Source organism: Leptospira vanthielii serovar Holland str. Waz Holland = ATCC 700522, assembly GCF_000332455.1.
GTDB lineage: Bacteria > Spirochaetota > Leptospiria > Leptospirales > Leptospiraceae > Leptospira_A > Leptospira_A vanthielii.
In genome coordinates, this window is sequence record NZ_AOGY02000077.1 from 54,279 (window position 1) to 77,530 (window position 23,252).

The window sequence follows — 23,252 nt, forward strand, 5'->3', positions numbered from 1 at the left end:
TAATTATATTTCACCTTTTTTACCAAACCGAACATTCTGAAACAAAAAAAATTGACAACGGCAAGGGAACGAGTGTAAAATTCGTTCCCTATGATCAAACAAGGTAAAAACCCAAATCAAAAATCCTCTGGATTTATGGTATCTTATCTACTCATCACCAATTTGGATCCTTTTATTTTTTTTACAGGGATGTTCCTTCTCTTTGGTCTGGAGAATTTTGAATCGATTCTAAAAATATTAGTTTATCTAGCTCCACCGATCATTGGACTCCATGCCGTTTTATTCTTTTTTAAAAATCTGAAATTTCGAAAACAGATGAGGCGTGCTGAAGGAATCATATACACAGAAAAAGAGTTAAACTTCATTCGAGGATTTTCAAAATCGGGAGCTTTGAATATTTTATCTACCAATGTGGGTGGACCAATTTTGACCATGCTCCTTGCTTATCATTATGGTTTGGTAAAATCTTACGGTGAGGTTGTGTTTTTTAGCATTCTTGGAATTATACTCGCGATGGCAATTTCTTCTATATTTTATGTGTTTACTGAAAAGAAACTTTATGAAGTTTATCATCAATTACATTTGCCACCGCTTAGTTTGTTTGCTAATTTACTATTTTCTATTTTTTCCACATTTGTGATTGGATACTTTATATTTGCTTTTTATGTTTACTCTCAGTTTCGGTCACAAGTAGATCAAAATCATTTAGAGACCATTTGTATTGGATTAACTTTTTTTATCCTTTCTATGATTACATTTTTATTCTTTGTTATTTGGAAACTAACAGGAAATACATCTGCAACTATTCGTGAAGTTTCTACTATGTTAAAAGCGTTTTCAGATGGTGACTTACGTTCTGATACAAAAACAACGCAAACACGAAATGAAATTGGATTGATTTCCGATTATTTAAATGATGCAAAAATAAAGTTAAATCGATTGATTACATCCATTATCAATCATTCGATAAAAATTGAGGAAGAAGCTAAAAATTTAGAAATTTTGTCTGGAGATTCTGCTGAACATTCGCAAATCCAGGCAGCTTCCTTAGAGGAAGTTGCGGCCGCATTGGAAGAAAATGGATCATCTATCAATGGGATTTATTCAGATGCATTGGAGCAAAAAAAACTAACTGCATCCACAAATGAATCCATAATCAGTCTTTTTACTTTGTCATCGAGTCTAAAAGAAATTTCATTACATGCGAAAGAAAAAGCAGATTCAGTAGAAACTGAGGTAACAAAAAGTGCGAAATCGATTATCACCACCATTGAGAGTATTGAAGAAGTAGATAAAAATGCGATTGAAATTGGAAAAATTTTAATAATCATCAAAGAAATTTCCGAACAAGTCAACTTACTTGCGTTAAATGCCTCTATTGAGGCGGCGAGAGCCGGGGATATGGGAAGGGGATTTGCAGTTGTTGCTTCCGAGGTGGGAAAGTTGGCAGAAAGGACAGCATCTTCTACAAAAACAATTTCAGAGTTGATCAAACGAGTATCGGCATCAACCACTCTCTCCGTAGAATCAGTGAAGTCGGCAAATGAAACTTTTAAATATTTATCAGAGAGTGTTATCGAAATTATCAACAGTATTGATAAAGTTAACCAGGCGAATCTGGAACAAATTGCCGAAGTAGAAGAAATTCGCAAACAATCAGAAAATATTGTAGATCGGTCTAGTTCTGTTTCCGCTGCCACGGAAGAACAAAAAAAAGTGAATGAAGAAATGGGATCATCCGTACATCATCTAGCAAATGATACTGCGAAGTTATCATTGATGTCGGAAAAAACTGCCAAATCTTCAGCGGAGTTAAATTCCTTGATTTTAGAGTTAAATCGCGAATTATCGTTATTTAAACTTTAATTATGATTAGTGCGACTTTTATCTTTAAACAAAAAAAATCTGATTCAGAATTCGAAACTTTGGATTCTTCAATTGAATCGTATGTAGAAAGTCACCCCGAATATTTGGGAAAGGATAGTTGGGTCAATTTAGAAAAGGGGACTATGGCGGTTGTTTATTATTTTCAAACATACCTTGGCCTCGAATCGCTGAAGACTTTTTCTGATCATACCTTGGCAAAGTTCCAATATTCTAAATGGTATGAGGGGTATCAAGTGATCATTTCTGAAGTTACCAATTGTTATGGTGATGGAAAAATCGAACACGTAACCAATGGGAAATAATAGAATCTAAATGGTACTAAGTTTTTTATTATTTATTTGATTATGGTTATTTCTGTTTCTTAAGAATTTCGTTGTAAGTATTTAATAAATTTTCAATGTAAAAGGGTTTTCCTATAAATCCATCCATACCTACTTCAAAACATTTTTCTTTATGTTCGGTAAGGACATGAGCTGTAACGGCTAAAATAATTGTTTTTTCTATTTTTTTTTTCTAGTTCTCTGATTTTTAATATGGCTTCAAATCCATCCATCACTGGCATTTCACAGTCCATAAGTATCAGATCGTATTTGTTCTCTTGAAAGAGACTCACCGCAACTTCTCCATTTTCTGCTACGTCAAAATTTATATTGTATTTTCTTAAAAGCCCACCAATTACTTTTTGATTTAATACATTATTCTCAACGATCAAAAACTTCTGGTTGGAAAATATAGAATCAATAGAATCTGATTGTAATGATTGTTGTGGGAATACCTTATCTATGTTATGTGATTCTTTGTTTTCGTAAGGTAAGTTACACCAAAACAAACTTCCTTTGTTTAGTTGGCTATCCACTCCGATGGTTCCACCTAGTAAAGATACTAAACGTTCTGAAATGGCAAAACCCAGTCCCGTTCCTCCGTATTTACGTGACGTAGATGTATCTGCTTGTGAAAACTTATGGAAAATAAATTGAATATTTTCGTTAGTGATACCAATTCATGTATCTTCTACCTCAATCCGAATCCATTCCTTTTCTTTTTTAAGTCGAAGTATAACAAAACCTTTTTCTGTAAATTTAATGGCATTTCCAAGTAGATTGAAAATGATTTGGCGAATTCTGCTTGGATCGGAATCAATAAATTGTGGAACTTTCGGATCAATCTCAAGTTTTAACTGAATGGATTTTGAATTGGACTCGACGGATAATAGATCAAAGATTTCGGTTACTGTATCACGGATATCGAACTTGACTTTTTCGATATTCATCTTTCCTGCTTCCATTTTTGAAAAATCAAGTATATCATTTAGAATGATTAACAAGGATTTTCCAGCAGATGCAATGGACTTTACAAGAGATTCTTGTTCAGCATCTAAGTTTGTTTTAAATAGGATTTGTGTGAGTCCAATCACTCCGTTTAGAGGTGTTCGAATTTCATGACTCATGGATGCTAAAAATTCCGACTTCGCTCGGTTTGCAATTTCGGCGGAATTTTTTGCTCGTTCGAGTTCTTTTTGAATTTCTTTTGTTAATCCAATATCTGTGGAAATACCACAAAGTGCATAAATCTCTCCTGTTTGATTTCTCAAAGGGATTTTTACAGTAAGAAACGAATATGTTTTTCCATCGGAACGATTGTGGATTTCTTCCTCTGCATGGAGTGGTTTTAAATAAGCTTTTCTCTATTTAATTTTTCCCTTCCATGTAGGCTTGTAATTCCTGTTGTAATCCTTCCGGAAGACTCAAACCCCTTGCTCTGATTCTTTCGTTGTATTTGTTGAAAGACATTCTATGTTGGTTGGTATTGAGATATCCTTCCAATGCTTCAGCGGCCCAAGACATAATTTCTTTTACGAAGTCGTGATTTTCTTCCAGTTGATCACAAAAGGGAATAAACAGTGGGCGATTGACCGGCCTTCCGATATTTCTATAAAATAATAAACAATATAATGTCTCATCCCCAAGAACGGATTCGGTTCTGATTTTTTCTTCAACATATTTCAAATTGATTGTATCCAAATAATCGATGTTAAACGTTTCTGGGGCCAATCGTTTGGAAACAAATTTAGAAATTTCCGCTTTTACAAAAGACAAATTTGTACAATGATCTGGGCAACAACTTTGGTCTTTGTGTAAATCACATTCCAAAAGCAAAATACAATCAACATCGGAAGTTGGATCAACAATCCCAAAGTTGATGGATCCCAAAAGTTCTAAAGCAACTTCATATCCTTTGCGTGACAATTCCTGGGTAGCGAGTCGAAACGCCTGCATCCTTTTTAGGGCATATTTGGTATCATAATTTCGATATTTATTTTTTAGGACAAGATACCGTTCGACGATGTTTTTTGACATAGGAGATCCAGATCTACTGATGGATTGCCTTACAGTGAACGCCAGTCATTCGAATTATACAACCCCTTTTGGTTGTTGGATTTTGATTTTTCGCCGATACTTAAAATCAGGGAACTTAGGCAAACGTATGAAGCAGGATAGGACCCTGGAAAATTTGGGAATGGACGAGAGAGAGAAGATGGAAAGTGGCTTTCTATGGAAGCTGGAGGGGTTCTGCAATCTGGTTGTTTTGTTCTCTTTGTTCAGCGGCTTCGGGGGTATTTGGGCCGGTGAAGAGGACAGGCGAAACTCGTTGTCCGGACTTTATCTATCTCCTTTACAGGTAATATCCACAGAAGAAATCCAAACATTGGATTCAGAAAAAAGAATTCCGATCGATGAAGATTCGGGAATTGCCCTTCGCGAAGAGCCAAAACCTGTAGATCCGAACGCTCAGGATGTTCCCGTAGCGCCAGGAGCCGATACCCCTGCTGAGACTTCTGTCGTAGATACAGGGCCAAAAAGTTTAGAAACTAAGATCCGTGAGGCGGAAGGCCTTCTCAAACGATATTATAGTCAGTTCATTGAAGAAAAACGAATTTGGGAAGATCGAGAGAAAGGAAATGTTTATAACTCTCGAACGGAAATGAATGATATCCGTCTTTTATTATGGCAAAGTACTCATAAGAATTCTGAAACTTATATAGTTCGAGATTCACCACTATTATACCAATTACACATAAGGCTTGCTCGGTTGTATGTTGAGTCGGATAAGTATGCACCTGCCTTACGTCATTATCTCGCTGCGTTTCGATACCATCCTTTAGAAATGACGGAAGAAGGATTTCGAAATGGAGATTGGCAAAAAGAAGATGTATTGGGATATGATGCGGCTTCTGCAAAAGAACATGATCGTTTGTTTGATGAATGGAAACAGTCTGAACAAAAACTAAAAAAAACAAAAGATGAAATTCATCTCAAAGAAAGTAACTGGATTCGAGAAGGAAAAAGTTTATCAGATTTAATTCCCCAATCGAAACTTTGGAAAGAAGAAGTTCGGCTTGCGGAAGAAAATAGAAAACAAACGAAACAGAAGTATGATGAATCTGTGAACCAGCGATATTTGGCCTATCTCAACAAACGAAAACAAGTGGAATCGAGAGATCTGTATGCATTTGCCAATGTAGTTCGGAAATTAGAAGATGATAACAAGGAACGCCTAAAGATTGTTAATAAACTAGGTACTGCGGGAAAGGGAATTTATGTTTTATTTGATTACAAGAGGAACACGGATTTTTTCGCTTACGAACTCATTTTGGAAAGAGCTTACCGGTTGTGGAATGAAAATCCTTTGGTGCTTACCGATATCGCGGAACAATACAGACAAGACGGTAAAAAAGAGAGAGCCTCAGACTTTTATGAAAAGGGATTAGGTGAACTTTTAAAAGTAAAAACCCCATCACAAGAAGAACAAGAAAGAATCATCAAATCCAATCTTCGTTTGGCTACCATTAATGCAGACTTAAAACGTAATATCCTCGCAGGGCAATACTACGAAAAGTATTTTAACTTATCTCCTGATTCTGCTGAAAAAACCAGAGTTTCCTATGAAATTGGCGTTTTTTTCAATTCACAAATTGGGGATCCCGATCGTGCGGTTCCTTTTTTAGAGTATTGGTTAGAAAGAAATAGTAAGGACTGGAATCCTTCCTTAGATACGGATACTGGACAAACGGAACTTGAATCCATAGCCTATTATTATCTGAGCAAAAAAGATAAAAAACACAAACGAAATGAATTAGAACGTAATAAACTTAATATCTCTTTTGCTCAGTGGAAGAGGTTAGATGAAAAAATGATCCTTGCTGAAAAAGAACTGAAAGATTTGATCGAGAAAAAACAGAATCTAAAAAAAGATCTTATGGTGACAACCCTTGATGAAATTCTTTCGCAATACCGATTGATTGATTTAAAAATTGAAGACCAGGAAGCTGTCATTCGTGTATTAGAAACCAAAAGAAATAAAATTCCATTAATTAAGATTCTATTTCGATCGGGTGTATTGGCTGAAGAATCGAGAGACTTTGTGAAAGCAAAAGAGTTTTATGAGTTAATCATCAAAGAAGGTGGAGAAACCGACATTCGAGTGGCTCTGAAAGAATTAGAGCGAGTTAGGAGAATTTTAGAAACTGGAAATATCCAACCGCCAATTAACGAGAGTATTTGATAATTTCATCGGTCTGATCACCAGCCAACTCTTGTTCTAAGTTTTCTTGCGTATAACCCTCGTCAGGCAACACACGAAATTTCACCTCATCCACAGTGTCCCCTTCATGAACAATTTTAATCAAATACTCGCCAGTTCGTAATAGAGAAAATTCATCTCTGATCGCAAGCGAATCTGGTTCCACTCGTTTCTTTTTGATATCAATTTCCACGAAGTCCAATTCATAACGATTGAGAGAGATATAGAAGTCGGTTTCTAAACCGGGACTTCTGGAAAACTGATAGACATAGTGAATGGTATCAGTGGGAGAAAAGATCAGATCATCCCGCATCATTTTATAGTCTGTGATGGTTTGGATGTGTTTTTCTAAAATGTCCATTTCTTCCATCTTTGTAGTGGTCCAACCAAACTCACCTTTGGGAACTCCGCATTGGATGAGAGTGAGTGTAAAAAGGATAGGTAGGAATGGAAAAATATGTTTGGAAAAATTCCGAATGAGGGGACTAACCATCGAATTCTGTCTCATCTTAGTTTGATTTTCGACAGAATTTCGAATTCGCCTGGTAGGAAATCGAAACTTTAATCTATAATTTTTCCACGGTCAGAGATGTCCTTCTCTTTGGATTTTGTCCATTCTGGATTTTTTGGTTGTCCTTCCCTTTGTCTGTTTCCCAGTTCTTCGGCAATTTTCGCCGGCAAAATCAAGATTCGGCTCACCCAACGCAAGATCAAAAAAAGAAGAATCGAAAGGACTATGATTTTTGCCATACAAACCTCACCTGGCCCGAAGGGATTTGGGAAGGTGGCGGTCTTCCTGGTTTTCGCCCCAACCGAGCCTCGTAACACCATACAATCCGACGAGGAGAAAAAGGAAAACGGAAAGATAGAGTATGGGACTGTATTCTTCTGAATAAAAAACCCGACCTTCTCCTGGTTTCGGAACTTTTTTGGGTGTTTGGGGTAGGCCAAATTTCCTGGCAAGTGATTCAATTTGGATGAAGTTGATGACGGGAACTTCACGTTCTAAGAAAGATTTGATTACCGAATTGGGAACATGAACTTCTTCTGGTAAGTCGGTGATAAGGCCATTTTTGAAAACTTGTTTTCCTAAGTTAGTTCCTAGTATTGTTGTACCGCCGCCTACATTCACAAATAGTTTGATTGGTTTTCCACCGGATAACTCATCATACAATTTCAATCGTTTTTCAATGGAGTCATCAAAGTGAAGGGGATCCAATAGTTTTATATGATTTCTTTGTAAAGCACGACCTAGAAGATCCTTACCCTCCTTGGAGATTCCCATGGCTTTGTCTTGAATTCCCCCAAGAGACGCATAACTAGACTTAAACGAAAAAATACCTGATTCTACAAGTTCTCTTTCCATATCCAACCAAAGCATTTGTGGATGGTTGGCACCAAATTGTGATGCGGAAGCACTGGATATAATGATTGGTTTGAGTTTTAAGGTATCTAACGCTGCAAATAAACAGATATTGAGAGCAGGAAAAGATCCTGATACGGCCACTGCCACCGTATCACCTTCTTCCAATTTTGCTTTTTTTAGAAATTGGATCATAACGGCTGCAAAGTTTGGATTGATGGATGTTTGTTTCGCTGATAGTGAACCACTATTGCTTGTAACGGGTGTTAGAAATTCTCCGATGAATCCAGAATTGGTTGGATCTAATTCTTTATAATCTGGTTTTTTATGTTTTAGAAGTTCGGGTTTTAAAATTTGGAATCCACGTTCGGCAAGTTTTGCGGCATGGAGTTTTTTTTTGAAATAGGATTGTTCCTTTTTTACCTTACAAGTTTCGATTAACAAAAGACCTAAGATTCCTAAAATTGCTAATAGAAAAAGTGCGATCCGAGAATGTTTCCACGGCGACCAATAAATTTTAGTCATCATAATGTTTCTAACTCTGTACCCAAGATGAAAATCAGAAGAATTTTTACAAATATAGCGGCAAGGATAAGCACAGATGTTGTTTCTAATACACCTTGTCTTTCATACCAAACAGCGATCAGACCTGGAATGATAAATCCTATTCCTCTTACTTCTGAAAGATAAGAAATATCTATATCTGGAAGAATTTGGTAATTGAGAAGGTATCCGAAAAAATAACCGAATAACAAAATAAAGACGATTTTTCTTTTTCCAAAAATAAGTAAAAAATTAGATAATAGTTCTACACAAATATAGGAAAGTAATGCTATCAGAAAGGTGAGAGCAATGTTCTTGGGATTATTTAACGATAGAGCTAAATATCCCGGCACAACGAGCCCAGTTCCAAGAATACCAAACAATTCCGAAAATACTAAACTAACAACAAGACTCAGTCCGATAGAAAGTGGAAGAATTTCATTCATTGGTTTGTTCCGACCTGTTTTTCAGATATAAAGATAAATCCATTCCGAGTCCCACTATATTTCCAATCCCAAAAACCATAGATTGTTTTGGTAGAATAGAAAGTAAAGATTCAAAAATTTCATCTAAACTTAAATGTTCCCATACAAAGATAGGTATGTCTTTTTTGGAATAAGACTTTAGATATTTAAACGCAAGAGAAGTGGAAGATCCAATCAAAATGACTGCTTCGTATCCTTCCCAATTAGCAAACTCTTTGGCCAATTGGCGACTTCGTTCCGGTCTATCATCTCTTGTATGAAATAAGATGAAACGTTTGTTGTATTGTGGGTATCTTTCAATGACGGATGACCAAATCAGTTTTGTGCTATCGGGGTCGTTTGCTGCCATAGCATTGGCATAAATAAATTCCTTCCCAAAAAAATGAATAGGAGAAACAGAGAGTGCTCCTGGATCTGGATTTACTTTCCACATTGATTCCAGCGCTTTTTTTCGATCCACTCCTAGTAATTCGCAGACCCTTAGAGCTAGATATACATTCTCTTTGTGTTCCCAATAAGAAAAATTTGCCATCTCTTCATCGGTGATGGTTTGCACTGATTCTTCTTGGATTAAAATTGCTTTCGATTTTCGATCCTTACAAACTTCGAGGATGAGTGATTCAAACATTGTTGGCCCAGCGATTAGTGTTCCTTTCACTGGACAAGCAGATAATAATGATTTGGCGACATCGACTAAATCGGGCCCCATCACCTCCAAGTGATCTTCTCTAATGTTTGTAATCACTCCAATGTCTGATTTTAAAATTTGTCCTTCACTGGCCCATTGGTAACGGGGTTCTAAGGCCATACATTCTAAAACGACAATTTCTGCACCCATCCGTTCGGCCTTTTTTAGAATTTTAATTTGTTCTAAAATAGATGGCTTTCCAAATCGAGATATAGACTCTTCGGATCCGTCGGGAAAAATCATTCTCGCCATACTTCCCGTTGTTTTTGCAAAAACCGATATTCCAGCAGCGGAAAGTCCTGCTCGTATAAGTCTTGTTACGCTAGACTTCCCTCTGGTTCCATTTACATGAATTCTGTGTTTGAACTTTTTTAAGGTACGATTGTGTAGAAAATATTCAAAAATATAATAAAGTATTAAAATAAGGATAATGAGGAAAAAGAGAAAAGCGTTTGGTTTCATCTGAATTTTTCGGGATGATACATTTCCTTCAAGGGAATGTCATTTGATTGTAACTCAAAACTGAGAAGATTCACGTAGGTTTCTATGAGCATACGTTACAAATTCTTATTAATATTGAGTGTGAGTCAAATTCTTCTTGTAATTGCGCTCACAACTAGCTTCGCCTATCTTTTGCAATCGGTCAAAAATATTCCACAAACTCAGCGAGCAGAAGATCTCTCCCGGAATTTTCAAAGAGAACTGGAATTTAAGGAAGAAAAACTCCGTTTATTATTAGAAGAAATCACTTTTAACGCACAAACTCGTGGAATTTTGCAAAGGGGTCTTACGGATCGATCCGTTTTATCGAAAGAACTCCCTTATTTACAACAAATTCTAAAAAGATACGGCCTTTCTATTTTTGAAATTGGAGACAACCAAGGAAAGGTATTGTTTCGTGTACATCGTCCCAAAGACTTTGGAGATGATAAAAAAAACCAACCTATCATTCGGAATGCACTGAATGGAGAGGCAACCGCGGCTTTGGAGGATGGACATAGTGGGCTTGGATTTCGATTGGCAGCACCACTTTTTGGTAGAGGGACCCTACTTATAGGTCAGGTAGTGGATGATAATTTTACAAAGACTATCTCCAAAGATAACAGAATCCATTTAGCAATCTTTCAAGAAGGTAAGGTTAAAACCATCGGTTCGGATATGATCCGTTTGGTGATGAATGAAAATCCCAGTTTGTTAATGGAGGAACAACGCTTCCATTTTCAAGATAAACCATACTATATGGTTAAAATTCCTTATGCCGGTAAGTCCCAATCGGTAAAACAATTAGTATTCCATGTGATGATTGATGAAAATGAAGTGGAATCCAAAACATGGAGAATTTGGTCCTTTTTTGTTGTCGCATCGCTCGTATTATGTGGTGTCATTTTCCTTATATCCTTTTTGTTTTCAAGGGATATGGTGGAAGCAATCAAACTTCTCACAACAGCGATGGTGGACTTGGACCAGTGGAAACCAGAAACTTTGCCAACACATAGAAGTGATGAAATTGGTCAGATGGGAAGAGTTTTTGTTGGAATGAAGGAAGAGTTAGCAGAACACCAAAATCATTTAGAAGAAATGGTAAACTTAAGAACCAGAGAACTAAATGAAACTCTATCTGAGATGCAAAAACTTCAAGACAAACAAGATGGAGATTATTTTTTAACTTCACTTCTTATTAAACCTTTAAGTGGTTCTTTTTCAAAATCAGAAACAGTGTCTGTTAAAATTTTTGAACGTCAGATGAAACAATTCAAATTTAGAAATAAACAATCGGAAATCGGAGGAGATCTTTCCGTTTCTGATTCGATTTATTTGATGGGTAAAAAATATACCGTCTTCTTAAATGCCGATGCCATGGGTAAATCCATCCAAGGGGCGGGTGGTGCCCTTGTTATGGGAACAGTATTAAAATCCATTATTACAAGAACACAAAAACTACGTTATATGCAAGATAGGCATCCTGAACGATGGCTGAAAGAATGTTTTCAGGAAGTTCATAACGTTTTCATTAGTTTCGACGGTCACATGTTACTTTCCGCCATACTAGGATTAGTTGATGAGGAAACAGGAACTTTATATTATATTAATGCAGAACATCCTTGGATTGTTTTGTATCGAGATGGGAATGCAAGTTTTCTTGAGAATGAACATTCTTTAAGAAAGATTGGTTTTACCGAGATGAGTGGGGACGAAGTGGTGATTCAAATTTACCCTTTGCGTCCTGGCGATGTTTTGATTTTGGGGTCGGATGGGCGTGATGATTTATTTGTAGGCCAATCTGGTGGAAACCGAGTGATCAATGACGACGAAACTATTTTTCTTAGACATGTCTCTGAAGGTGGTGGCGACTTAAATCAAATCTGTAAAGTCATGTTACAATTTGGGGATTTAACAGATGATTTGAGTTTGATGCGGATTGCATTTTTAGAAGAAGTTGCTTATGCTGCCAAGGAATCAACAAAACCAAATGTTTACTATCAGATGTTGGGAGAAGGGATTCAATCTTATCGTCATGGAGAATGGAACAATGCCATCTTTGCCTTAGAACTAGCATTAGATTCCGAACCAGATGATCTCTATTGTTTAAGAGAATTATCTAAATTGTATATGAAATCAAAAGATTATGAAAAGGCAATTGAACTTGCCAATCGTTACTTACAATTGAATCCGGGAGATACTGACTTTTTATTTTATATTGCCTATGCCCACAAACAAAGAAGAGATTTTGTTTTAGCAACAGATTTTGCAGAAAGACTTCGATTTAGAGATCCTAAAAATTTCAATAACCTATTGTTACTTGCAGAGATTTTAATGCACAGAAGGGACATTGAACGTTCGAAAGAAGTGCTCCTTGCTTTGCAAGAAATGGCACCCGAGAACCCAAAGGTTCAGAAGTTAAAAAACTTTTGGAAGAAAATGGTGACTACTTCAGTCAGTTAAGTTATTTGAAGGAATTGACTGCTTCTTCCGTACTTTCAAAAATTTGAATGACGGAAGAGATTTTTGAAATACGAAAAATTTGCCTGATGGTTTTGGATACGTTTACAATTCGTAAACCTCCACCTAACTCTGATAATTTATCATTTAGGGACATGATGAGTCCAAATCCAGAAGAATCGATAAAACTAACCCCTTCCAAATCAAAGATAAACCGATGTTCTTCTTGGGACGCAGATTCTTTGATACGTTCTTTAAGAATGCCGGCATTTAACATATCTAAGTTGCCGAACAATTTCAGAACAACAATGCCGCTGAATTTAGATTCTGTATATTCCATTGAACCGGTTTGAGAATAGCCAATTTGGGGAATCGGTCAATAGATTAATTGACGAACTTATCCCATTTTTCGTCGACTGAAATGGATCTTAGAATTCGCCAAATCAGCTTGGAACCATTTTCCGAATTGGTCATAATGACCACTCCATACCCTTTTTCTGTATTGAAAAGGGCAAGCGACTTATGTCCCTTTGTGTGACCCCCATGGAAAAAATATTCCGTTTTACCAGTGCGGTTTAGGAAGAATCCATGAGCTACCAGTGCATGAACGGTAAGGTTTGCTGCACTCATTTTGGGTGAAAGTAAATACTCTGCAGATTCTTTGGAAAGAAAGTTTGATTTCCCTTGTTTTGCTTTTGCCACTTCCGAAAATAAAAGACCTACTTCTTCTGGTGTTGTCCAAAGTCCTCCAGAGGAAAGTTCCGGTGTGACAAATGCTTTTTGCGGAAGTATGTTTCCTAGTTCATCATATCCATCACAACGATCCTCATTGATAGAAAGATTTTGGCGAAATGTGCTTCTTGTCATGTGTAAGGGTTGGAAAAGAACTTCAGACATAAGATTATGAAATGATTTTCCCGTTCGTTCGGTTAGGATTTCTTGAACGATGCTGTACCCACCACCGGAATACCTAGACTTGGTTCCTGGTTTGTAATATAGTTTTAAACCGTTCCCTTTGGTTGTGTTTGTATCCTTTAACTCACGCAGGTGTTTTTTTCCAGAGTTGATGGGATCGTCCCAATTTCCTTTTTCGGTAAGTCCACTTGTATGCGATAGGATTAAGTCAAGATTAACAACGGATCTTCTTTTCCCTTTGGGGACGGACACTTTGTATTGTTTTAGTTTTCCGATCCAATTCGAATATAAATCTATTTGGCCTGATTCAACTAATCGTAGTGTTGCGGTTGCTGTCATTGTTTTGGAAAGAGACCCGGCACGAAAAAGTGTATGTTGGAATTTTGTTCCATACATTTTTTTCCAACTTAATCCATAATTTCTGAAAACAGCAATGCCAAGGGAAGGGACTTTTTCTTCGTTCATTAAATCTTCAATGTATACTTCATTTGGAAGATTAGATTTCTTCTTAAGGTTTAATTTTTTAGCTTCAAAAATAATTTCTGTGAGGGCCGATTTGACAGAAGACAAGTCTCCTTTACTACTTCCATAGGGGCTGATGATTGTGATGAAGATTCTACTTTTTAAGTCATGATAAATAAAATTAGAAATTCCCTTTTCTTTGCCGTAAGTCCAATAAAAATAATCCCCAACAAACACTCCTTCGCCAAAGGCAATCGGATCTTCGGATATAGGATCAGACAATATCGTTTTTGTGATGATTGTATCTCTAGATAGTTTGGAGATTAGTTTTGGTTTTTTAAGTTCTAAACTGAAAATAGAAAGGTCTTCTGGTGTAGATTGAATTCCACTATTACCAATTAAAACTTCATTTGAATCTACGTTTGTGTTTCGAAAGCCAAGAGGAATAAAAATTTTTTCTTTTAGATAATGAGAATATGAAGTTCCTGAAACTTTTTCTATGATATAGGATAACAAAAGATAGTCGATCCGACTATACTTCCAATACTCTCCTGGAGGAAAGGTGGGTTTTAGTTTTGACTCCAAAAAAAATCGTTTGATATCCTCACGTTTTAAATGATTTTTTTCAGTATCAAAATTTGGGAGAAACTCGATGATTTTTGGTAATCCCGATGTATGGCGTAACAAGTGACCAATTGTAATCTTTGGATAAGGAAACCATTTTAAATGTTTTGAGACTGGATCAGTTAAGGAGATTTTTTTTTCTTCTTCTAATATGTGAATTGCAAAGGAAGTAAAAATTTTTGTTGATTCACCTAACGGGAAATTATGTTTCTTATAAAGTTGGTATCTTTTTCTCTTTTTACCAGCGTAAATGGATTCTCGAAAGAGGATGTTATCATCTTGAGAGATAAGGACAACACCTTGGAATCCTTCTTGTTTGATTTTTTTTCTGATTTTTTCCTTTGTTTCCTCAGAAAAAGAACCGATTCCGGACTCCGTGCAGTTAGTGATGAATAAACTGAAAAGAAGCCCAATGATAATTCGGAAATACATAACTATTTTTTAAAGGCTTAGTCTCTTTTAATTAGACTTGGGTGGTATCCTTCCGGTGCATCAAATCCTAAAAGATCCATCATAGTGGCCGCAACATTGGCTAACCCTTTTTCATTTAAGTCCTGATTGAGCTTAATTTTTCCCTCGGGATCATAAAGAACAAATTGTACTGGGTTTAATGTATGGCTTGTTTTCGGAACAGGTTTTCCGTCTTTAGATGTTTCGGCCGTTCCTTTTTTGGTGAGTTGGTACATTTCGTCCGCATTTCCGTGGTCAGCCGTGATACATAGTACAGTTCCAGTTTCATCGCAGATTTTTTTGACTCTCTCTAAACATACATCCAGGTACTCCAAACCGCGAACCGTGGCATCCATATTTCCCGTATGGCCCACCATATCTCCGTTAGCATAATTGACTCTTAAAAATGGGAATTTATGAGATGTTAATGCGAGCACCAAATTATCAGTGATTTCCTTTGCTTTCATTTCAGGTTTTTGGTCAAAGGGAATGATGTCTGATTTTACTTCTTCGTAGGTTTCCAAAGATTGATTGAAATATCCAGACCTGTTCCCATTCCAAAAGAAGGTTACGTGTCCGTATTTTTGAGTTTCCGAAAGTGCATATTGCGCAATGCCTTCATTGGCAAAGTATTCACCCATCGTGCGATCAATCGTTGGAGGAGCAACTAAGTATTGTTTGGGGATAAATAGATCTCCGTCGTATTGCATCATCCCTGCAAATTCAATTTTTGGGAATCGTTTTCGGTTGAAGTTGGTTAATGTTTCTTCTGTAAAGGCTCTTGAGATTTCGATAGCACGGTCACCACGAAAGTTAAAAAATACTACAGAATCATTATCTTCTACTTTACCAACTGGTTTACCGTTTGTATCGGTGATCACAAATCCGGGGAGATACTGATCGATGACCGATGGATTTTCTTTTCGGAAGGTTTCGATTGCTTCTTTTGCAGAATTGAAATTACGACCCTCTCCTTCAACATGATGGTTCCAACCTCTTTCCACCATAGACCAGTCGGCATCGTAACGATCCATGGTAAGTTCCATTCGTCCACCACCGGATGCAATTAAAATGTCGATCCCCTTTTTCCTATAGGAATCCAAATATTCCTCAAAAGGGTTTAGATAGTCTAACGCTGATTTTTCGGGAACATCCCTTCCATCTAAAAGAATATGAAGTCGTATCTTTTTAATATCTTCTTTGATGGCTTTGTCTATCATAGCTTTTAGATGGTCGATATGGCTATGTACATTTCCATCTGAGAACAATCCTAGAAAATGAAATGTGGATTGGTTGGATTTACAATTGGAAATGATTTTTTTCCAGATGGGGCCTACAAACAAATTTCCATTTTCTATTGATTGAGATACTAATTTGGCTCCTTGATCAAAAATCCTACCTGAACCTAAAACATTATGACCAACTTCCGAATTACCCATATCATCATCACTAGGCATTCCCACTGCGGTTCCATGTGCTTTTAATAAAACGGTGGGGTGCGTTTTCCAAAGACCTTTTAAGACAGGCATTTGGGCCTTGGCAACGGCGTTTCCGTTTTCATATCCTTTTTCTGTAAACCCAACTCCATCTAAGACGATGAGTAAAACTTGTTTGGTGAGTGAACCGTTAGGCTTTTTTTTAAGAGTTAACATAAATTAGATTCCCCTGTCTTTTTCCACTTTGAGATTTATTGAAGATTTTGCAACTGGAAGATATCGAAAGGTGTTAGTTCGACTGAACTTGGTATTGGATTGAGAAGTACATTCCCAAGATTGGAATCGTAAACATAAATTCCTGGCCTTGTGAAATCCGTAGATCCAACCAACAATTTGCCTTCCTTTGTAAGCAATAATCCCGAGAGACTGATGCCAATATTCCCGGGGATTTCCAATAACGTTCCAATGCGTTCACCGGTTCTCGGACGAAATGCTTGTATTGTTTTTGTAAATCCTGAATCAAGGACGGCCGCAAATCCCAATTCTTCATTTTTGATTTGGAAAGCGAGGATATCTCCCCCGGCTGTTTCTTCAGCAAAGAGACGATTGGGATGGAATTGTCGATTGCTCAAACGAAAAGCAATGATCCCCGCATCGATTTGCGAAATAAAACCAACTCGTCCCACACAAGAAAAAACTAAATGAGGTTCCCCAAACAAATTTATTTTTTGAATTTTGGAACTTGGATTTCTATACGGAAGAGTATAAACCGCCCTGATTTGATTTAAGTCCATATCGATTTCCACAAGATATGAGTCAGAGTTAGGTGGTAAATATCCCGATACATCATTTCTGTCTAATCGTTGTAACAAGATGAATAAACTGGAACCTTCCTGGACCATATAAGAAGACTCAACGGAACTATCGGGAATTCCAGAGGTAGAAAAAGTTTCTCGAAGAGAAGTAAAAGAAACCGCGCCAATTTTAGTACCATTGGTTCTAGAATAAATTGCTAATTCATCTGAATTATAAAGACTAACAAAATACTTATCGTTCCAAACAGAAATGTCTTGCGGATTTTTTCCTTGACCAACACCAAACTCTTGTTCTGTTGTAAACCCGAGTTGAGGATTTAATACCTGAATGCTGTCACGATTCAAACGATTGACAATAAATACTCTGTCATTTGTGTATCTTCCGACTGCATCGGAATGGATGGGAATGGAAGTAGGGAAGGTCGTAAATGAGTTTGGTTCAAAAGTTTTAAACCTTCCACCGCTAGCAAAATCAGAAGTGACAACACCTACGGAACTGGGAGCTGCCGACAAAAATAAAAATTGAAATAGGTTAGGTTTCTCAATTTCCAATTGAGTGCATTGCACGAGAAAAAATGCACAGAGTAGAGTGAATCGAAAGCCAAGTTCGGGATTTATGCGTTGTTCGTTTAACCGTGAGTAAGATTTGCGCGAAATTTGGATCCAATACCTGGTAGGTAATAACCGCATTGCGTATATTTCCCGTATGGTTTTATATAGGTAACTCGAATATCTTACAGCAAATAACTGTATTGCGTATATTTCCCGCATGGTTTTATATAGGTAACTCGAATATCTTACAGCAAATAACTGTATTGCGTATATTTCCCGCATGGTTTTATATAGGTAACTCGAGTATCTTACAGCAAATAACTGTATTGCGTATATTTCCCGCATGGTTTTATATAGGTAACTCGAATATCTTACTGCGAATAACCGCATTGCGTTTAAAAACCGACAATACCATGAAAGCTTAGATCTTAGATTCATTAGAACCTGTAACTCCCTGTAAAATAGTAACTGCGGCCGGGCAGAGGATATCCCACCAAATCTTCAACTCGTTTATCCGATAGGTTACGAACTTCAAACCCTAAAATCAATTCGTTTCCTGTTTCTAAATTTTTATAAGGTATGTACTGGATATAGAGGTTCCAAAACTGTCTCGCAGGCAAATAACCTAAGTATTCATTGGTTCGGTCTCTGAAGTTTGCACCAATGTATTGGTATTCTAATCCAATTTCTCCAAAGTCCTTGAAAAAAGAGAGTAGGGCACTTCCCTGGCTTTTAGAACGAAGGGGAAGGTATTTTCCATTTAACGCCGGTGATTCGGAATAATTTTTTGCATCTTGGTAGGTATAGTTAAAATTAAATTTTATTCCTTTGTTCCAAATTACATTGTGGCTTGTTTCTAATCCGCGAATGAGCGCCTGGTCCACGTTTTCCGGCCTTAGTGTAAATTGTGAGTTTGGCAAAAACAAAATCATATCATAAATTCTTTTTTGAAAAATGGAAACATCCGATTGTATTTTCCAATTGGTATAAGGTTTTGTATTGAGATAAAAACCAAAATCGCCATTTCTACTTTGTTCTGGCCGTAATTGGGAATTTCCTACGATACTTCCTCGTTCCCCAAATAACTCTAGAAAGGTGGGAATCCGAAAGTCTTTACTAATATTTGCTAGTGTTCCCAATTCCATATTCTCTTTTTTGATCCAAATGATTTTAATCCCAAAACTTGGATTGGTAAATGCTTGTTTTACATAAAAGACATCACTTAGTGGATCGAGTAGTTGGTTTCGAACACCGGTTTCATCCTTTCCAAACCGATCCGCGTATCGTTCCCAGCGAATTTGGGGGACTAAAAAAAGTCGGTTGGAAAATAGTCTAATTTCATCTTGAAAGGTAACACTCAAAGTATCGCGACGTTTTTTTGGTTCTTTCCTTTCTGTTTCATGGTTGTAACGTTTTTCATATCTTGTAAAAAACTCTTGTTCTGTTTGAAAGGAAGTTCGAATTATTTGATTGTATTCTAATAAGTATAGAGTAGGTGTTAGTTGGAATCCGTATTGGTTGGTTTTTGTAAATGCATTCGGAGTCCCGTAACTAAATTCCGATTTAGGATCAAAAAAATCATCTTTGGAAAAGTTACCGTAAGTTTTGGTTTCGAGAGTTAGATTCTGCAATAGAAATTCATTGGTTTCTGTTGTGATGGCAGAAGAGAGTTTGCTGAATACACGTTCTACTGAAGCAGTTTGCCTGTTCCCTGGTCCGGGTAACCCCTGTTTTCTGTGGATGTAATCGTTTAGTAAATTGATTTTGGTTTTACCAAATTCAAACGAGATATTTCCAGTAAAACCTGTCTTTCTAAATTGTGCATTCCTACGAGTGTCAATGGAATCATCGTAAGTATTAAATAAAACAGTCCCTTTGTTATTGAGATAACTGAAGTTTTGATCCGAAGTTTCCTGGAGTGCCTGCACAAAATACGAACCACCAATAAATTGGTCCATGTGGGTGACCGTCGCTTTGGCAGTTTTAAAACTTCCACCCATCAAATTGATTCGAGTGATTGGTTTATCAATTTTAGATTTAGAAACTAAATTGATGGAACCTCCAATGGAAGATCCAGAAAATCCAGCCGGTGTTCCTGACTTATAAATCTCAATTTTTTCTAAATTATCAAAGGGTAGGTCTGCTAAATTGATTTCGCCACCCATAGAGTTGTTTATAGGAACCCCATTCCAATAGATTTTTGTTTGGTTAGGGTTGGTTCCTCTTAATGACAACGTGGAATAGGAACCAAGTCCACCGTATTGCCTGACTCGAACACCCGCTTCTCGGTTCAATACGTCGGGTAAGTTCATATAGCGCGTGTTTGTTTGTGATAAATCAATTTCCTTTTGAAATCCAGTTGGGTTTTTTGCAAAATTAGAATTTTTTGACTGGTTATCGATATTGGCTCTAATCTCCACCTCTTTCGGGTCTTTGTTTTGTGCGAAGAGAGTGAAGGGTCCGAAACTGAGACAAAGGAGAAAATATAATTTAAAATTAGAAACCATGGAGCCTTATTTTCTCGGTACCTGCCAAACTGGAGCATGAAAATTGAGTGTCAATTCCCTAAAGGAAAAAAGCATTGTCCCCATGAAGCATTACGACGTATTCGGTGTAGGGAACGCCTTGGTAGATATCATTGCCTTTATAAATCCCAATTTTTTACAAAAACAAAATATCACCAAGGGTGTGATGACTCTTGTGGATGAATCCAGGCAAGGTCAAATTCTTGCCGACCTTCACGATGAAAAGAAAGAACTTCGTTCGGGTGGAAGTGCCGCAAACACAATGATTGCCATAGCAAATTCTGGTGGAACTTGTTGTTATACGGGAAAAGTCACTCATGATACGTATGGTGAATTTTATAAAAAAGATATGGAAGACGCAGGTGTTTTATTTGAAACCACTCCTGATGTTAATGGTCATACGGGAACTTGTGTTGTATTGACTACACCCGATGCCGAAAGAACCATGCTTACCAATCTTGCCATATCAACATCGCTTGGTCCCAATGATATCGATGTAGAAAACTTAAAAAAAAGTAAGTTTGTTTATGTGGAAGGTTATTTGTGGGATGGTGATTCTACAAAAAAAGCAAGTGAACTGACTATGAAAGTGGCAAAGGAAAACAATGTAAAGGTATCTTTTACCTATAGTGATCCTTTTTGTGTAAATCGCACACGAGATGAATTCATTCACCTAACAAAAGAATACGTAGATGTTGTTTTTTGTAACACAGAAGAAGGTTTAGCACTAAGCGGTGCAAAAACTGCTGAAGAAGCTGTCCAGTTTATCTCCAAACTTTGTCCTCTAGTATTTATGACAGCGGGAAAAGAAGGCGCTTACGTTGCTGAAAATGGAAACATAACTCTTGTTCCAGGTTTTCCTGTAAAACCAATTGATACAACAGGAGCCGGGGATGCCTTTGCCGCAGGAGTTTTGTATGGACTGACCCAAGGGTATTCGTCACAAAAATCTGCTCGTTGGGGTAACTATGTGGCTTCTCGCATTGTTTGTGAAGTGGGACCTCGTTTGTCTGTTCGCCTAATGGGAAGACAAAACGAAATTTTGGACGGGTTCAAAGACAAATAAAATTAATGATTTTTTTTCGAATCTTCCCAAAGGGTTTGGATTTTTTCAGCAATCTCCAGGGGGGGCAAAGGGTTTTTCAATCACACCGATGCCTCCTCTTTTCTGGTATTCCAAAATTTCATTTTTTAAAACACGAGAAGTCATAAAGGCAACAGGGATCTCTTTGGTTTCTGGAAATATTTTTAACTCCTCAATCAGCTCCATTCCATTCATTCCAGGCATCAATACATCTAACAAGATTAAGTCGGGTTGTAAGATGATTGCTTTTTGTAATCCTTCCGGGCCTGTTTTTGCAAAACTTACCTGATAGGGTGAGTTGAAATCTAAGGCAATTCGAAGTATTTCCACAATATCTTCTTCGTCTTCAACGATTAACACATGTTCTAATGTACGTTCTGTCATTGGTTGGATCCAGAAGGAATAAATCCAGGTTTTACAATTGGAAATTCAATAGTAAAAACAGTTCCCTTGTCATCAGAAGTAAAAAATATTTTTCCTTTCATTGCTTCGACAAAACCTTTTGTGATGGATAACCCCAGTCCAGAACCTCCCACCAATTTATCCTTAGGTGGTGCTCCTTGGGCAAACCGGTGAAATAATCTAGGGGCAAAATTAGGATCAATTCCTGGACCATTGTCTTTAATCAATATATGTGCGTGAGTGTCCTTGGGAACTACAGTGATGTATACTTCTGAAAACTTAGGCGTGTATTTCACTGCATTGGAGATAAGATTGGTGATACAATGATTCAACCTGTCCTCATCTACATAAACAGATGTCGAAGGAAAGTTATGATCATAGTTCAATAGAACATGGTATTGTTCGGCAAAGGTTCTCATTCCATCTACTGAAACTTGCAAAATTTCTTCTAACCGGTAGGTACGAAATTTGAAATTGATATTTCCAGAATCCAACGCTTCGATATCGAGTAGGTCTGTGACAAAACGAACGAGTCTTTGTGTGTTTTTACGGCAAATGTTAAGTAAAGATTTGGTTTGGTTTGAAAGTTCTCCTGCAACTCCAGCGAGTAACAAATCAATAGAGCCTTTGATGGAAGTCAGAGGTGTTCGCAATTCATGGCTTACCAAACTGATAAATTCGTTTTTTAGGGCTTCGGCTTTTTTTCGTTCAGTGATATTTCGAACAATGGCAAGAACATCTTCCTCTCCAGTTTTTGTGAACCGGGCTTCAAAGTATTTTTCGCCATCATAATCTTCAATGGAATACTCGTAAGTTTTTGTATCCCCAATTTCTAAAACTTGTTCTAATATGGATTCAATTTCTGATAATTTTCTAGTCGGAAATAGATTTTCAATTCTTGTGAATCGGATATCTCCTTCATTGTGAGAATCCCAACCTTTAAAATCTGGAAATTCTTTATGATCAATAACGGATCCATCTTTGTGAATTCCGTACAATTTGTCCGGAAGGGAATTTAATATAGCTTTGTTTTTTATAAGAACTTGGCTATAATTGTCTTTGGCATTTTTTTCAGAGGTGACTTCTGTCGCAATGATGATGGTAAAGTTTTCCTGAGGGAAAACCTGTGTATCAAACCATCCTTTGGATTCCAAAAAGAATTCTCCATACCGGAATGTTTCCTGATTTTTAATGGCATGGGCCAATTTTTTACCAAATTCGGTGGCATCAATGTTCGGGAACAAATTCCAAATGCTTTGCCCGAGCATCTCTTTTGCCGACTTTTCCACCATCGCTTCAGCGGAAGAATTTACGTAAGTGTAATTTCCATCCTTATCTAAGACAAAGACGGCATTGGAGCGAGATTCCAGGATTTTGTCGAGGTATTGGGGGACAAATTTGTGCCAATTCTGTTGCAGAAGTTGCTTTGCATCAAAAAAGCTGTCTTCATCCTTGAAAAAGCTTTTGATTTTTTCCAGAAATTCATTCATAGGTGCAGGT

19 protein-coding genes and 1 pseudogene are annotated in these 23,252 nt (G+C 37.1%); 5 read left to right on the forward strand and 15 right to left on the reverse strand.

Annotated elements, in window-relative coordinates:
- Positions 1-90: 90 nt before the first annotated feature.
- Positions 91-1,866, forward strand: coding sequence for a methyl-accepting chemotaxis protein (locus LEP1GSC199_RS19125; RefSeq protein ID WP_002990922.1), 1,776 nt, complete (start codon positions 91-93; stop codon positions 1,864-1,866).
- Between the two features lie 2 nt (positions 1,867-1,868).
- Positions 1,869-2,189 carry a hypothetical protein gene (locus LEP1GSC199_RS19130; protein ID WP_002990615.1) on the forward strand — a complete coding sequence of 107 codons (321 nt, stop codon included), beginning with the start codon at positions 1,869-1,871 and terminating at the stop codon, positions 2,187-2,189.
- 149 nt (positions 2,190-2,338) lie between these two features.
- Here the strand turns inward: LEP1GSC199_RS19130 and LEP1GSC199_RS21970 are convergent, their stop codons facing one another.
- The 3 genes and pseudogenes from LEP1GSC199_RS21970 to LEP1GSC199_RS19140 all read right to left on the reverse strand — a co-directional run bounded on the left by LEP1GSC199_RS21970 (position 2,339) and on the right by LEP1GSC199_RS19140 (position 4,244).
- The gene (locus LEP1GSC199_RS21970; protein WP_002990909.1) at positions 2,339-2,743 is read right to left on the reverse strand and encodes a response regulator; all 405 of its coding nucleotides are present in this window, start codon (positions 2,741-2,743) and stop codon (positions 2,339-2,341) included.
- A 6-nt stretch (positions 2,744-2,749) separates the two neighbouring features.
- A pseudogene (locus tag LEP1GSC199_RS21975) lies at positions 2,750-3,334 on the reverse strand (ATP-binding protein); the annotation flags it as partial.
- Positions 3,335-3,575: 241 nt separating this feature from the next.
- Positions 3,576-4,244 (reverse strand): hypothetical protein, encoded by a 669-nt coding sequence (locus LEP1GSC199_RS19140; protein ID WP_002990791.1) that lies wholly within the window; start codon positions 4,242-4,244, stop codon positions 3,576-3,578.
- Between the two features lie 160 nt (positions 4,245-4,404).
- On the opposite strand from LEP1GSC199_RS19140, the gene LEP1GSC199_RS19145 reads away from it, so the two are divergent.
- Positions 4,405-6,450, forward strand: a complete 2,046-nt coding sequence (locus LEP1GSC199_RS19145) for a tetratricopeptide repeat protein (RefSeq protein ID WP_415857912.1) — start codon at positions 4,405-4,407, stop codon at positions 6,448-6,450.
- Here LEP1GSC199_RS19145 and LEP1GSC199_RS19150 read toward each other — a convergent pair.
- From LEP1GSC199_RS19150 to pgsB, 5 genes are read right to left on the reverse strand one after another with little or no spacing between them, the layout of a single operon-like run.
- The gene (locus LEP1GSC199_RS19150; RefSeq protein WP_039927467.1) at positions 6,434-6,976 is read right to left on the reverse strand and encodes an LIC_12238 family plasminogen-binding lipoprotein; all 543 of its coding nucleotides are present in this window, start codon (positions 6,974-6,976) and stop codon (positions 6,434-6,436) included. The two genes, LEP1GSC199_RS19145 and LEP1GSC199_RS19150, sit on opposite strands and share 17 nt — an antisense overlap.
- A gap of 53 nt (positions 6,977-7,029) precedes the next feature.
- On the reverse strand, positions 7,030-7,218 hold the full coding sequence (locus LEP1GSC199_RS19155; RefSeq protein WP_002990891.1) for a hypothetical protein: 189 nt from the start codon (positions 7,216-7,218) through the stop codon (positions 7,030-7,032).
- Between the two features lie 7 nt (positions 7,219-7,225).
- Positions 7,226-8,356 carry a poly-gamma-glutamate system protein gene (gene pgsW / locus LEP1GSC199_RS19160; protein ID WP_002990641.1) on the reverse strand — a complete coding sequence of 377 codons (1,131 nt, stop codon included), beginning with the start codon at positions 8,354-8,356 and terminating at the stop codon, positions 7,226-7,228.
- Positions 8,356-8,820 (reverse strand): poly-gamma-glutamate biosynthesis protein PgsC, encoded by a 465-nt coding sequence (pgsC, locus tag LEP1GSC199_RS19165; protein WP_002990825.1) that lies wholly within the window; start codon positions 8,818-8,820, stop codon positions 8,356-8,358. Before pgsC ends, pgsW begins: the two co-directional genes overlap by 1 nt.
- Positions 8,813-10,009, reverse strand: coding sequence for a poly-gamma-glutamate synthase PgsB (gene pgsB / locus LEP1GSC199_RS19170; RefSeq protein WP_002991018.1), 1,197 nt, complete (start codon positions 10,007-10,009; stop codon positions 8,813-8,815). Before pgsB ends, pgsC begins: the two co-directional genes overlap by 8 nt.
- Positions 10,010-10,093: 84 nt before the next feature.
- Between pgsB and LEP1GSC199_RS19175 the strand changes: the two genes are divergently transcribed.
- Complete coding sequence (locus tag LEP1GSC199_RS19175; protein WP_039927468.1) at positions 10,094-12,490, forward strand: SpoIIE family protein phosphatase; 2,397 nt, start codon at positions 10,094-10,096, stop codon at positions 12,488-12,490.
- A gap of 1 nt (position 12,491) precedes the next feature.
- On the opposite strand, the gene LEP1GSC199_RS19180 is transcribed toward LEP1GSC199_RS19175, so the two are convergent.
- The 5 genes from LEP1GSC199_RS19180 to LEP1GSC199_RS19200 all read right to left on the reverse strand — a co-directional run bounded on the left by LEP1GSC199_RS19180 (position 12,492) and on the right by LEP1GSC199_RS19200 (position 20,248).
- Complete coding sequence (locus tag LEP1GSC199_RS19180) at positions 12,492-12,827, reverse strand: STAS domain-containing protein (RefSeq protein WP_083901979.1); 336 nt, start codon at positions 12,825-12,827, stop codon at positions 12,492-12,494.
- Between the two features lie 44 nt (positions 12,828-12,871).
- On the reverse strand, positions 12,872-14,920 hold the full coding sequence (locus LEP1GSC199_RS19185; protein WP_002990818.1) for a serine hydrolase domain-containing protein: 2,049 nt from the start codon (positions 14,918-14,920) through the stop codon (positions 12,872-12,874).
- 17 nt (positions 14,921-14,937) lie between these two features.
- Positions 14,938-16,590, reverse strand: a complete 1,653-nt coding sequence (gene gpmI / locus LEP1GSC199_RS19190; RefSeq protein WP_002991095.1) for a 2,3-bisphosphoglycerate-independent phosphoglycerate mutase — start codon at positions 16,588-16,590, stop codon at positions 14,938-14,940.
- A 35-nt stretch (positions 16,591-16,625) separates the two neighbouring features.
- Positions 16,626-17,879, reverse strand: coding sequence for a hypothetical protein (locus LEP1GSC199_RS19195; RefSeq protein WP_002990605.1), 1,254 nt, complete (start codon positions 17,877-17,879; stop codon positions 16,626-16,628).
- Between the two features lie 299 nt (positions 17,880-18,178).
- The gene (locus tag LEP1GSC199_RS19200) at positions 18,179-20,248 is read right to left on the reverse strand and encodes a TonB-dependent receptor plug domain-containing protein (RefSeq protein WP_002990856.1); all 2,070 of its coding nucleotides are present in this window, start codon (positions 20,246-20,248) and stop codon (positions 18,179-18,181) included.
- 82 nt (positions 20,249-20,330) lie between these two features.
- Between LEP1GSC199_RS19200 and LEP1GSC199_RS19205 the strand changes: the two genes are divergently transcribed.
- Complete coding sequence (locus LEP1GSC199_RS19205; protein ID WP_039927470.1) at positions 20,331-21,332, forward strand: adenosine kinase; 1,002 nt, start codon at positions 20,331-20,333, stop codon at positions 21,330-21,332.
- A 45-nt stretch (positions 21,333-21,377) separates the two neighbouring features.
- Here the strand turns inward: LEP1GSC199_RS19205 and LEP1GSC199_RS19210 are convergent, their stop codons facing one another.
- Together LEP1GSC199_RS19210 and LEP1GSC199_RS19215 are read right to left on the reverse strand one after the other, a co-directional pair.
- The gene (locus tag LEP1GSC199_RS19210) at positions 21,378-21,734 is read right to left on the reverse strand and encodes a response regulator (RefSeq protein ID WP_002990662.1); all 357 of its coding nucleotides are present in this window, start codon (positions 21,732-21,734) and stop codon (positions 21,378-21,380) included.
- Positions 21,731-23,242 carry a PAS domain-containing sensor histidine kinase gene (locus LEP1GSC199_RS19215; RefSeq protein ID WP_002990845.1) on the reverse strand — a complete coding sequence of 504 codons (1,512 nt, stop codon included), beginning with the start codon at positions 23,240-23,242 and terminating at the stop codon, positions 21,731-21,733. Before LEP1GSC199_RS19215 ends, LEP1GSC199_RS19210 begins: the two co-directional genes overlap by 4 nt.
- Between the last annotated feature and the right edge of the window lie 10 nt (positions 23,243-23,252).

Excerpts from the sequence above, each read along its gene's own strand:
- LEP1GSC199_RS19125 (WP_002990922.1), top strand. The coding sequence starts at position 91 with ATGATCAAACAAGGTAAAAACCCAAATCAAAAATCCTCTGGATTTATG.
- LEP1GSC199_RS19130 (WP_002990615.1), top strand. The coding sequence starts at position 1,869 with ATGATTAGTGCGACTTTTATCTTTAAACAAAAAAAATCTGATTCAGAA.
- LEP1GSC199_RS19140 (WP_002990791.1), bottom strand. The coding sequence starts at position 4,244 with ATGTCAAAAAACATCGTCGAACGGTATCTTGTCCTAAAAAATAAATAT.
- LEP1GSC199_RS19145 (WP_415857912.1), top strand. The coding sequence starts at position 4,405 with ATGGACGAGAGAGAGAAGATGGAAAGTGGCTTTCTATGGAAGCTGGAG.
- LEP1GSC199_RS19150 (WP_039927467.1), bottom strand. The coding sequence starts at position 6,976 with ATGAGACAGAATTCGATGGTTAGTCCCCTCATTCGGAATTTTTCCAAA.
- LEP1GSC199_RS19155 (WP_002990891.1), bottom strand. The coding sequence starts at position 7,218 with ATGGCAAAAATCATAGTCCTTTCGATTCTTCTTTTTTTGATCTTGCGT.
- pgsW (WP_002990641.1), bottom strand. The coding sequence starts at position 8,356 with ATGACTAAAATTTATTGGTCGCCGTGGAAACATTCTCGGATCGCACTT.
- pgsC (WP_002990825.1), bottom strand. The coding sequence starts at position 8,820 with ATGAATGAAATTCTTCCACTTTCTATCGGACTGAGTCTTGTTGTTAGT.
- pgsB (WP_002991018.1), bottom strand. The coding sequence starts at position 10,009 with ATGAAACCAAACGCTTTTCTCTTTTTCCTCATTATCCTTATTTTAATA.
- LEP1GSC199_RS19175 (WP_039927468.1), top strand. The coding sequence starts at position 10,094 with ATGAGCATACGTTACAAATTCTTATTAATATTGAGTGTGAGTCAAATT.
- LEP1GSC199_RS19180 (WP_083901979.1), bottom strand. The coding sequence starts at position 12,827 with ATGGAATATACAGAATCTAAATTCAGCGGCATTGTTGTTCTGAAATTG.
- LEP1GSC199_RS19185 (WP_002990818.1), bottom strand. The coding sequence starts at position 14,920 with ATGTATTTCCGAATTATCATTGGGCTTCTTTTCAGTTTATTCATCACT.
- gpmI (WP_002991095.1), bottom strand. The coding sequence starts at position 16,590 with ATGTTAACTCTTAAAAAAAAGCCTAACGGTTCACTCACCAAACAAGTT.
- LEP1GSC199_RS19195 (WP_002990605.1), bottom strand. The coding sequence starts at position 17,879 with ATGCGGTTATTACCTACCAGGTATTGGATCCAAATTTCGCGCAAATCT.
- LEP1GSC199_RS19200 (WP_002990856.1), bottom strand. The coding sequence starts at position 20,248 with ATGGTTTCTAATTTTAAATTATATTTTCTCCTTTGTCTCAGTTTCGGA.
- LEP1GSC199_RS19205 (WP_039927470.1), top strand. The coding sequence starts at position 20,331 with ATGAAGCATTACGACGTATTCGGTGTAGGGAACGCCTTGGTAGATATC.
- LEP1GSC199_RS19210 (WP_002990662.1), bottom strand. The coding sequence starts at position 21,734 with ATGACAGAACGTACATTAGAACATGTGTTAATCGTTGAAGACGAAGAA.
- LEP1GSC199_RS19215 (WP_002990845.1), bottom strand. The coding sequence starts at position 23,242 with ATGAATGAATTTCTGGAAAAAATCAAAAGCTTTTTCAAGGATGAAGAC.